Here is a 12,696-nt window from a genome sequence, read left to right as displayed (position 1 = left end):
CGGCGGAACTGCTTATCCGCTTGTCTTTGAATACGCACGAGCCTCAGTACATTATTTGCGACGCATATATACAGTAGCGGTTACTGGCGAAGGTCGAAGACGCCAAGTTCGTGCCACATCCACTCGAAACTATATGTGGCCATCGGGTTGGCCCGATCGGGTTGCCTCGAGGACTGGTTTTCGAGATATTTGAGCCACTCGGCGACTTCTTGGCGGCCGGCTGCTGATTTTGCAGCCTGACGTGGCGTCTTGTTGCCGAGCATGCCGACCGGCTGGTCAAGGGTTTCACGATATTGGCGATCCAGGAACTGATGGACGACCTGCTCGGCGACTTCGGGCGGGATATCGGATGGAGCGCCCGCCTGAATGCGGGCAGGAGGATCAGCCATCATTTGCTTCACAGTGCGGATTTCGGTGAGGGGTGTTCGGACGAGATCACCCAGAGCCTGCCGGATCAGGGCTGCTCCCTTTTCCGCGCGCTCTGCTGAATTTGTCGCCAGGTGCAGGAAGCGTCCCTTCATCTCGACATTTCCCAGCACGCGCGAACCGTTATCCATCGTGGTGTCGAGAGAAAGCGTGCCGCCGTGTCCGCCCTTGCCCATGGGTTTCTCTTCTAGCCAGTTCCAGAATTTTCCGTTTTCCTGCGACATGCCGGGAATGGCGTTCACCTGCAAGGCAATGTCCTTCTGCGCTACCCCCGCTGCCAGCGGAAACCGGACATCGTGGAATACGAGATCGTCCCCGTCCGCATTCTGGACTGACGGCATCCCCATCGTCCGCTCAAAGGTGTCGGACAGCCATGAAAGAGTGAACATAGAGGCCGCTGCCTGCAGGTCTTCATCCTTGATGGCCGGCAGCTTCTTCGCATTCTTTTTGCCGAACAGCAGGCGCAGGCCATCGAACAGCGCGTCGGCGGCCTGCAGTGTGAACGGTAACAATCCCCCTGCAAAGACATTTTTACCCCCGAGGGGCACGATGCGAGCGGCGATCCTGTCCCACTGCTTCAGCGTTTTCGTGGCCGTCCCCTCGCTAACGGCGATCGGCTCGCCGCCGCGGATAAGGTCGCGCGCCATGAGCGACGTCCCTGGAATCACCTCGCTGACTTCGTACAAGCTCATGATGGAAGTTCGCAGCGCTTTGATATAGGCCTTCGCTTGGGCGGTTTCCTTCCAGCCGCGACGCTTGAGATATTCATCGACAATGTTGCCGCCCTGGACCTCGAAGTCCTGGGTCAGGAAATCCTCGAAGGCGCAGCCCCACAGCGTCATGGCCCAATCGTCGCCGAGGATTTCGGCGACGTCCTCGAATTCCATGTCTCCTGCATCGAGGGCCGGCCCGAAATGATCCTCAAACACCTCCTTGAAACATTCGCGCCATTCATCGCGGGCGAGGAATTTCATCAGACCTTTGAGGTCATGACTGGTCGGCATGGAGGATCTCCAGGTTAGGCGATGTTCGGCGACGATACGTGAGGCAGTCGGTCCGCTCACGTCGTAAAGTCTAGCCATTTCGGCGCCGCTTTTGCGACCCGACAAGACACTTTCGGCAATTTCCCCGCGTTTCTTCGGATCGAGTTTTCTGGGGCCGTCCCCCGATCCTGACTTCGGCCCGTGCCTTGGCGAGACCGCGTGGTCCTTTCCCGGATCATGACACGTTCGAGTCCACCCTCTGCATCATCATACGACCTGCGAACCAGAACCCGGCACCTTCAGTTTACGATCCAGTTTCCAGACGACGACCGTATGCCATCGCGCAAGTGATCGAGGACACGACGCAGCCGGGCCGGTCCCAGCACCCGCCCGATGCCTTCTTCCAACACGCGCATACGGCCGGCCTCGGACAGCGCGCGCCTACGCCTTGTTCGATTGCTCGTCCCCTTACTCACACGGGCGTAGCCAATCCGGCGCGTCGAACAGCGCCTAGGCCATCGATCGGCCGGAACTGTTCCTCGTCGATGTTTGGGAATGTGTCCTCCGACGCCCGGCTTGCGTCAGGCAACGCGCTTGCCCCCGGCGTCGATGACGACTTCGCCGTCTTCCTTGGTGAAGGGGCCGATGTCCGGATTGGGAAGGAAGTCGAGGACGGCTTCCGAAGGCCGCGCGAGAACGACGCCGAGCGGGGTCACCACGATCGGTCGATTGATCAGGATCGGATGCGCCAGCATGAAATCCAGAATTTCATCGTCGGTCCACTTGAGATTGCCCAGATCGAGTTCCGCGTAAGGCGTACCCTTCTCGCGCAGCAGTTCGCGCGGGGTCATACCCATAGCCGCGATCAGCTCAACCAGCTTTTCGCGCGACGGCGGCGTCTTCAGGTATTCGATCACCTCCGGCTCCTCGCCTGACTGCCGGATGAGGGCCAGCGTGTTGCGCGAGGTTCCGCAGTCGGGGTTGTGGTAGATGGTGATGGTCATTCGGCGGCCTTCATCTGTCTGATTGGTTTCGGTTCGGCGAGCAGCCAGCCCGCCAGGGCCATGGCCAGCAGTGCCCCTATCAATTCGGCGGCTATGAAGCCCGGCAGGTCGACCGGGCGAATGCCGGAAAACGTGTTGGAAAAAGCGCGGGCGATCGCGACGGCCGGATTGGCGAATGAAGTCGAGGCGGTGAACCAGTAGGCGGCCGTTATGTAGAGCCCGACCAGCCAGGGGATCGCGTCGGAGCGAAAGCGCAGGCCCGCCAGGATGGTGAAGATGAGGCCGAAGGCAGCGACTGCCTCCGCGATCCATTGCCCGGCTCCGGTTCGTACAGTCGCAGAGACCTCGAGGATCGGCAGCTCGAACATGGCGTGGGCCAGAAGCGTGCCAGCGATGCCGCCCACCAGCTGGGCGACGATGTAAGCGAGAGCCGCGTTCGCTTCGATCTCGCGGCGGAGCGCGAAGACCAGTGTGACGGCGGGATTGAAATGCGCGCCCGAGATCGGTCCCAGTATCGTGATGAGCACGACGAGGATCGCCCCGGTCGGCAATGTGTTGCCCAGCAGCGAAACGGCGACGTCGTGCGTCAGCCGGGCGGCCATGATGCCGGAGCCGACCACGGTCGCGACAAGCAGCGCGGTTCCCAGGGCTTCCGCAACGATGCGGCGTGGCAAGTCGTCCGCCACGGCGTTCAGCCGGCCTTCGGCAGGTTGCGGCCGATCTCTTCCAGGCGCTTCTGCAAGGCGAGCTTGTCGACCATGTTCACCGGCAGGCTGACGAAGATCGAGATGCGGTTGTTGAGCATGCGGTAGGCTTCCGCAAACGCCAGGTGCTTTTCGGCGTCCGTGCCTTCCGCGGCTGCCGGGTCAGGAATACCCCAGTGCGCCATCATCGGCTGCCCCGGCCAGACCGGGCAGGATTCGTTGGCCGCATTGTCGCAGACCGTGAAGACGAAGTTCATCTCCGGCGCGCCGGGAACGGCGAACTCCTCCCAGCTCTTTGAACGCGCAAATGAGGTGTCGTAGTTGAGGCTCTTCAGCAGTTGGAGGGCGTAGGGATGGACCTCGCCCTTCGGCTGCGATCCGGCTGAGAATGCCCTGAATTTGCCAGCGCCGACGCGGTTCAGGATCGCCTCGGCCAGGATCGACCGTGCCGAGTTCCCGGTGCACAGGAAAAGAACGTTGTATGGTTCGCTCATCGCATCCTCCTTCAGCAATCGCATGTGACGGCCTGGATTACGGGCTGACAGAGCTCCGGCGCACCGTTGCAGCATTCTTCCATCAGGTAAGCCAGCAAGTCCCGCAAACCCGTCATGTCAGCGACATAGCGGATCATCCGGCCGTCACGCTCGGCGCGGATAAGCCCAGCATGATCCAGTATCTTGAGATGCGCGGACATGGTGTTCTGAACCGTGCCGAGCCGCGCCCCTATTTCTCCGGCGGGCAAGCCATCCGGTCCCGCACGCACCAAAAGCCGAAAGACCTCAAGCCGTGTGTCCTGACCGAGGGCGGAAAGCGTGGATATGGCGTCGTTTTTGTCCATATTGTCTCTATTTAGCTTGCCGCTCTATTGCAAACCCGTCTCAGGGTCCAGGAAACCTGACGCGCTCCCGCGCGGTTACTCATACGCGATCGAATACCCCGTCCCTCTGACCGTGCGGATCAAATCCGCGGACCGACCCGCATTGATGGATTTACGGAGCCGTCCGATATGGACGTCCACGGTACGCTCATCGGTAGAAATCGTGTCACCCCAGACGCTGTCCAAGAGCTGGCCGCGCGAAAATACCCGCCCGGGAAACATCATCAGGAATTCCAGAAGCCGATATTCCCTCGGGCCCACATGCACCGGGCAGCCGTTGCGAAATACCCGATGCTCCTGTCGGTCCAAAAGCAAGTCCTTGATGGCCAGGACGTTTGCCAGTGCGTGAGGCTTCGCCCGTCGGAGAAGCGCCCGTATTCTCGCCACAAGCTCGGGCATCGAGAATGGTTTGACGAGGTAGTCGTCGGCGCCAGTGGCTAAACCGAGCACCCGGTCGTTCTCCTCGCCACGCGCAGTCAGCATCATGATCGGCAATCGGCCAGTCTCGGGGCGCGCCCTGAGACGGCGGCACAGTTCGATACCGGAGACACCGGGCATCATCCAATCGAGCACCAGAAGGTCGGGAACGTTTTCCATAAGCCGCGTTTCGGCCTCGTCGCCGCGCGTCACGACCTCGACCTGATAGCCTTCGGCTTCGAGATTGTAATACAGGAGGGCGCCCAATGGCCCGTCGTCCTCCGCCACCAGAATGTGCGATGTGATCATCAATCAACGCTTGCTCTCAACCCCCGCGCAGGGTTCGCAAGAGGCTATAGGGCAGCGCCTGCAACACTTTAATGACAGATACCTGACAAGCTAGATATCTGCCTTCCTCGATATGGCCGCTATATGCGGATGCGGATGCACCACCACGCATTTCGCAGAGGCTGGGCTTCAGTTCGAAAACAAGGATTCGGAGCTCAGCAGCAGGCCACGTTCGATCCAAACGACATCGGGCGGAAGCATGGCGATACCGTCGGCCAGGGACAATGCCATCAGGCTTGACGACGATCCGCGGCCGAGCATGTGCGGCTCTGCTCGGTAGCCTGCTAAAACCACTGTTGTGGTATCGTAGTAAAAACAATCATTTTCAAACTGAGATCGCATTCTGTTGCCGACCCGAATAGTAGGGACAAGTTGTTTTTCGCGTGAATGTCACACAGCTGTAAATTAGCGGCTGCTACTGTCCCGACAAGATTGCTGTTATCGGGGGAAAAAAGTGCCGCTAGTAATCAAAGCCTACGCGAATGCGGACGACGTTCTGATTGCCTGGAACGCATCAGGCTGGGATGAATTTTGGGTCGGTTTCAAACTCGAACGTCGCGACACCAAGACAGGCATAGAAAGTGTGATCATGAACCGGATTCCGGCTCAGCCCGGCGGGCAGCAGGTTCCTGACGCAGGCATTGCCTCCGACCAGTCGCCGATCCGTCGTTGCATCTGGACGGATCATTCAGTGGCGTCCACGGACAGTGTCTCCTATCGGGTGACGGCCATGCGCGCGGCGAAAGATGGCTTTAGTGCAGATGAAAACAGCGTATCCGAATGGACCGATCCGTTGGTTGCCTCCGGTGAGGTGGGGGATGGGCTTGCGGCCTATTTCAATCGCGGCACCTTGATGTCCCAGGTCGTCAGCAGGTTCGTGCATGGCGATGTCACCCCTCAATCGCTTCACAAATTTGCCAACGATCTCAAGACGCCGGGGTTTCCCGCGCGACGATATCTGTCGGGCGATGCCCGCCATCAGATCCTGACCTTTCTGAGCGAGGCAGACCGTCGAGAAAGTGAAATCTTTGCTGCAATCTACGAGATCAATGACGCCGAACTGATCGATGCGCTGAAGCCGTTCGGATCGCGCGGGCATATCCTTATCGGCAATGGCGACGGAACAGACCCGGAAGTAGGACCTGATCTAGAGCGCGCTGGGCTGGACGTCCATCACCGCGATCTATCTCATGCGGGAAGGTCGTCGCCAAGCGTCCACAACAAGTTCGTCGTCGAAGTGCCTCGTGGCACCGATGGCGACGGAACAGGTACGGCAGTGCTGACCGGGAGCACCAATTGGACGACCACCGGTCTTTGTGCACAGCTCAACAATGTTCTGATCGCCCAGCGTCCAAAAATCGCGGACCGCTATCTTCAGCAGTGGAGAAAGCTGGTCGAGGCGGGAGACGACATGCCGCCTGCCCTGCGCACAGAGAATTCCAATCCAACGACAGATAAGGAGATTGAACTCTACTTTGCCGCGAGCACCGGGCAGGCTGAGTTCCAACCGGTTCTGGAGGCCATCGGGGCTGCAAAGCAAGGCGCGTTGTTCGCCATGTTCATGCCGGGAAAATCCCCTTTGTTGGAAGCCCTCCTCGAACGCGCTCGGGAGAACAAGATCTATGTGCGCGGTGTCGTTTCCCGGGTGGTCACTTCCAAGAATAGTGACATTGTCGAAGTTCAGGGCGAGGTCGTGAAATCAGGGCCCGGCTCAGGCAGTTTCCACCGGGATGTGCTCATTCCATCCGGCATCACAGACAAAAACAAACCTGCCTGGGCGGAAGCGGAGTTCACGGCCCGCGAAATGCTCGAAAACCACATGATGGCCATCGTGCATTCCAAGGTCATTGTCATCGACCCGTTCTCCCCTGATTGCGTCGTGGTCACCGGGTCCCACAATTTCTCTCCGAACGCATCGGAGAACAATGACGAAAACCTCGTGATCATCAGGGGCAACCAGGCCCTTGCGCAGGCCTATGCCTTGCACCTGAACGGCATCTACGACCACTATTCATGGCGCAACTATCTGCAGAACGATGGCGACCCAAATTCGCTGTACAAGCCGCTGGATGGGTGGAAGCCGGGAGGCTCCCGCACCCAGGAACTGAACTTCTGGATGTCGTGAGGTTCCGCCGATGTCTCCCAGCTATGGCTTCGCGAAGGCAAAAATCAACGGCGCCCCGGTTCTCAAGTCAAAGCCGTTGGGCCACGAAACGCAGTACCATCTTCATGTTCCGCTCGATGTGGCAGGCGCTGCTTGGGATGTCGCCATCAATGTCGGGACCAACGACTCCGACGACCTCTTGCAATATAAGTTGGTGTTCGATTTTCATCACGCTGTCATCCAGACCCTGGCCGCGGCGGCGGCGGGACGCAACCAACTGACCGACCAGAATGCCTTGCCGGCGCTGGATTTCATGCGCTCCGACCTCCTTTCGGGGACCGGACGCTGGCGTTTAAGCGATCCCATGGACGGAAGCATGGAGGCTGAACCGGTGGCATCCATGAACCGGCTGCTTCGTCAGGCGGCGCAAAACGGCTGGGACGTCTATGTCTTTGGGCGCTTTTATGCCGAAGGCGATGGCATCCACGACACCCATATGAACCAAGGATCGACCGGCAAGCAATTTGCCCACCGCAAGGGCGACGATCGTAACGATCACAACGACATCTGGCAGGACGGGGCAGTGCTGTTTGCTACATCTGCCGACCGATGGGCGGGCTATTTCGCAGCATTCGAGCACCAGCTCGTGCCGACCGACGCGCTTGGAAATCCGACGGCTGATAGCAAGCCCATCGAGTAGCCGATATGGGTGACAGGCTGATCATGATTATCCGGCACGCCGAAAAGCCGCTTGCCGAGCGCCCCGATCGCGGTGTCGACGAGCTCGGCCAGGAGGACGACAAGTCACTGACTGTTCGTGGTTGGCAGCGTGCTGGCGCGCTTGCGCATCTCTTTTCCAGCCCTGCGCCAGCGCTGCAGGTCCCTCAGATGATCGTCGCCTCGACATTGAGGAAAAGACACCAGGGCAAAAAAAGCGCGAAAGCCTCGTCGGGTTTGCAAAATTTGCCAAGGACTGGATCGGTTTTCCTACCGCTATCATAACCGCGGTTGCCGCGCTGATTGTTCCAGCAAAGAACAATGCCCTGGCGCTTTTCCACCAGGATGGAGCCAGATTGACTATGGATCTTGTGAGGCCGGACGTCCTCAACGTAGGCATGGACGATACGGCCGAGCGCCCAGTCCGGCTTTTGCGAAAAAATTCGCCGGCGGGTTCGCAGAACCGCGTGCGCCCGGGTGAGTTCGTGGGTCGGGGTGCGGATGTCCATGTGGGCGGCGCAGCTCGGCCGCGGCCCTGTTGATTGCCGCACGTCTTGGCCCCGAACCGTCGAGAATCCTGTCGAGCTCGCGCTACGACAGCCTCGATTTTTCGCCAACGATTTCACTGACTGCTCGATTTGCCACACCGATTGCACAACCGCAAAGCCGCACCCGGCACGGAAAAGTGGCTGCGGTGAACGCCCGAAATCTTTGATCGGTTATTCAACGGCCTCCGGCGTAATAGCTTGCAGACAGACGGACTGGCTCGGCCATCCAGTCGCGGTCGAACCAGCTGAGCTTGGGAACCTCTAGCCCCAGACTCCTTGCGATGGAGATGGCGAAATCAGGTACGACCGGGTATGTCGCGACACAGAGTCCGACGAGCGCGAAGGTCACCGCGCGGGCCGCAGTCCGGGCAAGCGCCTCGTTCACCTTCGGGGCAGCCGGAACTTGCAGCACTGAACATGAATAGTGGTCAATTGCGTCGACGAACGCCTCGATTGCGCGTGTCAGCTGACGTACGTCCGGGTAATCCGCTTCGAATCGCGCCCGCACTTCCGCGTTGAAGCGTCTGCAGTCCGCGAGGAACGCAATGTCGGTGGCTGACCACTGGCCAGGACACGGGAGCTCGTCTGTCGCGACCCGCCCGATGACCTCGTTAGCCTTCGCGACCGATCTCGACAGCCGTCCGTCCCAGAAGTCCCGTTTCCAGCTCTCGTAGGCACCCATGGAGAAGTCCTCGACAGAACCATCCGGACGACACCGACACAAGTAGAAGCGAAGCGGCTCGGCAGTTTCTTCCGCAGGGATGTCGTTCACCCAGATTGCGTGATTTCGTGATGTTGAGAACTTCTTCCCCTCAAGCGTGAGCATCTGGTTGACGAAAATCCGTCGGGGGAGCATCTCATGGAGATCAAGCGCCGAAAGTACCCCGGGAATAACCAACAGACGTCCAAAGGCGTTGTCCGCCCCGAAGAGAATGTCCAGCTCCGGCATCTCGTCCCGTGGGATTTGGTACCAGAAGGCGGGGCATCCGCTCTTTTCTCTTATCGTTTCTAAGGCGAGCAAGTGCCGAGGCACGTGTTCCATGGTGATGGTAAACCGCTGGCATTCAAATCCTGGGATTGGAATCCGAATTCCCTCCCGGTTTGGGTTTGAGATGCAGACTGCCGGAAGCCCCCGGGACAGCCAGGACTCGACAAAGAGCTTGGCGTAAATGGGCAGGAAGTTCCGCGAGGCGAAGGATTCGAGTGCGTCATGCAATGGAGCGAGGTTCAGGAAAAGGCGCTTCAGGGGACGACGTTCCAGCGAGCGCCCGTCGAGATCGACCGGATCCTGGAGTTCGGCATCGAGGACCAGCGCGCCGCAATCCTCGCATTCGTGACCGGAGGAATAGCCGCCGCAATATGGACATTTGCCGTGGACGAAGGCGTCCACCTTGAAGCGCCCACTTTGGACGTCATACGGGACCAAATGCTCTCTTTCAGCGATCAGGCCCTTGCTGCAAAGTCGCTTGAAGACCTCGAGAACGACCGCCTTGCCGCGGCGGTCAGGCTTTGTCCCAAGGAAAATATCCGAAACTGCATTGAGCCGATGCAGAGCCTCCTGGAAAGAAGCCGTGTTTTTCTCGGCCAGCTGGTAGTATTCCAGTCCAGCAGCGTCGGCCGCAATTGCAATGTGCTCAAGGTGACCGTGCGTGCCCTGCAGCACGAAAACCTCTCGGCCGCCGGTCTCGGCAATTCGGCGCAACACATCCGCGTAGAGGAACGGTCCTGAAGCATGACCTATATGCATATTCCCATTGGGGGTAAGCATTGCGGGCACCAGTAGCAGCGGTCTGCTCTTTCCTATCGCTTCGTTCGTGGAAGTCGCCTCTTCGAAGGCTGCGCGGCTGTGCCACCACACCGTCTGCATGACTGCACCGCTGTCCAAAGCCTCAATCATGTGCCTGCTCAGCGGGTCCATCCTAATGCTCTCTCCGCCAAGCAGGAGGAACGTCTTTTCGTCTAGATGAATTCGAACGCCGCCAGAGATCACCGTCCAAAATTCGACTTCCGTATGGTTGTGACGGCAAGTGGTCGCGCCTGGACTGAGCTTCAATAGTCGGATGGAAACGTCGCCCCCTTCCGGGAAGGGATCATGCATGACGATGCCCCCTTCGATCGAGATGGGGACCGCGCGTGTTTCATTTTTGAGATCTATTACTTGCGAACACATCATTTCGTTTCCACTCTCGAATTTCCGGTTGGCCATGCCGCTGGCAAGGTCTCGGGGCGACCTTGAGCAGGTTGAAGCACGTGCCCGTCTTGCAGCGCCTTCGCCACCACCGCAGCCCGTTCGGCCAGACCGCCGAGTGTGTGCTCCGTTGGGCCCCGAAGGCCAAAAGAGTGGTTCACCAAGAAAACGCGAGGTCTCGGACCGGTGAGACACGATCCTGGCGTCTGATCGAGTCCCACTTCGAAGGACTCGTCGACAACGACGTCGGCATCTTCCATTCGCGGTTGCAGCAGTTGGAAGAATGATAGATGGCGACGGTTTGAAAAGCCCGTCGCGCATACCAGGAGTTCAATTTCAAGCGTCGTCGAGTCCGGCCTGCCTCCGATTCCGCGAAGGTCAAGACGAAGACCATTCTCGAGACGCTTTGCCGCCGTGATTTCAGTATACGGGAACAGCCTGAGCCTGTCGCGTCCGCACGCCTGGTCCTCGAATCGAAGATCGTAGATGCTTTTGAGGACGTCCTTGGTGACGGTGGAGAAGTTCGTGTTCCTCGTGTCGGAAAGAAACCTCTTGCGATCTTCGAGTGGCAACTCCGCGAACTTCAGCGAGTGTGGATAAGTATAGAAATCATTTACGAACGGGTTGTCATCCGTCTGTTCGAAGAGGTGGCGCCGACCAACGACGATAACTTCCGACACTTCCCGGTGTTGGAGCAGGAATCTGACTATCTCGCCGGCGCTTTGCCCGGACCCGACGACCGCAACGCGAGCGTTAGCGTTGATCATTCCCTCGTTCGCATGGGATAGGAAGAAGTTTGAATGCACCACGCGGCCGGAGTCGACGGCCAGTTCTTCAGGGATGTATGGCTCATGCCCAAGGCTGACGACCACGTCGTCTGCCTCGATTTCTGAAACATCTCCGCTCGAGACATCCCTGGTCATGACGACAAGGGTTTGGGTTCCCGACGGCTTCTCGTGGAACCTGACCGCCACCGCCTCCTTGCCGAAAGAAATCTTGTTCGCAAAGAACCGGCTTACCCAGACCAGATAGTCGGAAAACAGCTTCCTTGAAGGATACAGATTGTTCGTATGGATGAAGTGATAGAGAAGCTCCTTGTCACGCAGGAACGAGAAAAAAGTGAATGGGCTTGCCGGATTCCTCAGGAACGCCAGGTCCTTGAACAACGACACTTGGAGCATCGAATCCGCGAAAGCGATGCCCGGGTGCCATTCTGCGCTGTCGCGGCGCTCAAGGACTTCCAGCGAATCCAGAACTGAGGATCCCCGCTCCTTGAGGCAGGTCAGCAGTGCCAGGTTTGCTGGTCCGCTCCCCACGAGTAGTGTCTTTCGTCTTTGCATGACCGGCTCCCAAAATAGTGCTTGTTTCCAACAGCCCGGTCGCGCGCTCGGCTAAGACAGCGATCCGGCTTCTCCTCAGTTGCTCGAGGGCCATCGCGGCGACATCGGCGAGCGCGGCTTTGCCGGGGTGTATGGGACCCCGCAACTGTTGACGCGTGACGCATTCCACGGCTGCGGCCACCGGAACTGCGGTGGCGATAGCCATGCTTGAGATGCCTCGCTCCTGAAGCTCGGAGCGCAGGATGCACGTCCAGCGGCCAACCCGCCCTTGGCGATCCTCAATGGCGATGTCAAGGACGACCTGGTCGCCATCGTCATTTGGGCTCCGGCGACTTAAAAGCGCCTCTGTGACCTCCTTGACCTGCAGGCGCGCGCTCCCGATTTCGATCTCCTCGTCGGACAGCAGCCCGAGGCGATGCAACATCCGAACACCATCCGCAAAGCCAGGCCACCGCACAGTCAATTGTCGAAGCGTTGGAATGCTAGGATGAGCGCCTGCAGCCGTCGACGAAACCATTGCATCATCGTATGCTTCGAGAAGGCCGACACCATCCACGAACAGCTGAGATACGCTTTCGAATCGATTTCGCGTTACGGCTTGGCCATCGATTCGAGCCAACGCGAGCCTCTGCTCCATGGGCAGCCGACGCCCAAAGGCGATAGCATAGTTCAGCGGAGGTTCCGGAATTCTGGGAATCCCTCCGCAATGAGTTACTATGCTCTCTATGTCCTTTATTTCAGCCGCAACCAGCGAGACTAAAGATTCAACCAGTCCTGGTTCAAGACCCGCTCCCAAGACTACGGGCGGACCGTTAGGCGGTACCTGGAGAATGTCAGGATCCCCAGGGCTCGGCCTGCCGACGCAAATAATAGGGGTGTGTAGACCTGCCTCGTGCGTTTGGTGCAAAAGCTTGCCGACCAAAACTCGGGAATCTCTCCAAGACGTAGCCATGATCAGTGATCGGGCTTGAACCGAGAGAGCGGATGGACCCAACGACACGTCGAAGCGGACGTTTTCGAGATTGCCCAGAAGCCGTTGC

Annotated in this window: 12 protein-coding genes; 2 read left to right on the top strand and 10 right to left on the bottom strand. The window is 58.9% G+C overall.

Features of this window, described 5'->3' with window-relative positions; translation table 11 throughout:
• Window positions 1-80 precede the first annotated feature (80 nt).
• The 6 genes from ABVQ20_RS30150 to phoB all read right to left on the bottom strand — a co-directional run bounded on the left by ABVQ20_RS30150 (window position 81) and on the right by phoB (window position 4,720).
• Window positions 81-1,430 (bottom strand): DUF7986 domain-containing protein, encoded by a 1,350-nt coding sequence (locus ABVQ20_RS30150; protein WP_354463330.1) that lies wholly within the window; start codon window positions 1,428-1,430, stop codon window positions 81-83.
• Window positions 1,431-1,990: 560 nt separating this feature from the next.
• A complete protein-coding gene (arsC, locus tag ABVQ20_RS30145) occupies window positions 1,991-2,413 on the bottom strand; it encodes an arsenate reductase (glutaredoxin) (RefSeq protein ID WP_354463329.1) in 423 nt (140 codons plus the stop codon).
• On the bottom strand, window positions 2,410-3,099 hold the full coding sequence (locus ABVQ20_RS30140; RefSeq protein ID WP_354463328.1) for an aquaporin: 690 nt from the start codon (window positions 3,097-3,099) through the stop codon (window positions 2,410-2,412). Before ABVQ20_RS30140 ends, arsC begins: the two co-directional genes overlap by 4 nt.
• Window positions 3,100-3,104: 5 nt before the next feature.
• Window positions 3,105-3,611, bottom strand: coding sequence for an arsenate reductase ArsC (locus tag ABVQ20_RS30135; protein ID WP_354463327.1), 507 nt, complete (start codon window positions 3,609-3,611; stop codon window positions 3,105-3,107).
• Between the two features lie 11 nt (window positions 3,612-3,622).
• Window positions 3,623-3,955, bottom strand: coding sequence for an ArsR/SmtB family transcription factor (locus tag ABVQ20_RS30130; protein ID WP_354463326.1), 333 nt, complete (start codon window positions 3,953-3,955; stop codon window positions 3,623-3,625).
• Window positions 3,956-4,030: 75 nt separating this feature from the next.
• Window positions 4,031-4,720 carry a phosphate regulon transcriptional regulator PhoB gene (gene phoB, locus ABVQ20_RS30125; protein WP_354463325.1) on the bottom strand — a complete coding sequence of 230 codons (690 nt, stop codon included), beginning with the start codon at window positions 4,718-4,720 and terminating at the stop codon, window positions 4,031-4,033.
• 493 nt (window positions 4,721-5,213) lie between these two features.
• Between phoB and ABVQ20_RS30120 the strand changes: the two genes are divergently transcribed.
• Window positions 5,214-6,884 (top strand): phospholipase D-like domain-containing protein, encoded by a 1,671-nt coding sequence (locus tag ABVQ20_RS30120; RefSeq protein ID WP_354463324.1) that lies wholly within the window; start codon window positions 5,214-5,216, stop codon window positions 6,882-6,884.
• Window positions 6,885-6,894: 10 nt separating this feature from the next.
• Window positions 6,895-7,563 (top strand): DUF2278 family protein, encoded by a 669-nt coding sequence (locus ABVQ20_RS30115; protein WP_354463323.1) that lies wholly within the window; start codon window positions 6,895-6,897, stop codon window positions 7,561-7,563.
• 184 nt (window positions 7,564-7,747) lie between these two features.
• On the opposite strand, the gene ABVQ20_RS30110 is transcribed toward ABVQ20_RS30115, so the two are convergent.
• From ABVQ20_RS30110 to ABVQ20_RS30095, 4 genes are all read right to left on the bottom strand, one after another.
• Complete coding sequence (locus ABVQ20_RS30110; protein WP_354463476.1) at window positions 7,748-8,089, bottom strand: hypothetical protein; 342 nt, start codon at window positions 8,087-8,089, stop codon at window positions 7,748-7,750.
• Window positions 8,090-8,303: 214 nt separating this feature from the next.
• Entirely contained in the window at window positions 8,304-10,334 is a 2,031-nt protein-coding gene (locus ABVQ20_RS30105; protein ID WP_354463322.1) for a class I tRNA ligase family protein, read from the bottom strand.
• Complete coding sequence (locus tag ABVQ20_RS30100; protein ID WP_354463321.1) at window positions 10,298-11,656, bottom strand: SidA/IucD/PvdA family monooxygenase; 1,359 nt, start codon at window positions 11,654-11,656, stop codon at window positions 10,298-10,300. Before ABVQ20_RS30100 ends, ABVQ20_RS30105 begins: the two co-directional genes overlap by 37 nt.
• Window positions 11,547-12,608, bottom strand: coding sequence for a saccharopine dehydrogenase C-terminal domain-containing protein (locus tag ABVQ20_RS30095; protein ID WP_354463466.1), 1,062 nt, complete (start codon window positions 12,606-12,608; stop codon window positions 11,547-11,549). Before ABVQ20_RS30095 ends, ABVQ20_RS30100 begins: the two co-directional genes overlap by 110 nt.
• Between the last annotated feature and the right edge of the window lie 88 nt (window positions 12,609-12,696).

The organism is Mesorhizobium shangrilense (assembly GCF_040537815.1).
GTDB lineage: Bacteria > Pseudomonadota > Alphaproteobacteria > Rhizobiales > Rhizobiaceae > Mesorhizobium > Mesorhizobium shangrilense.
The sequence above is the reverse complement of the archived record's forward strand: the minus strand, read 5'-3'. Positions and strand labels throughout refer to the sequence as shown.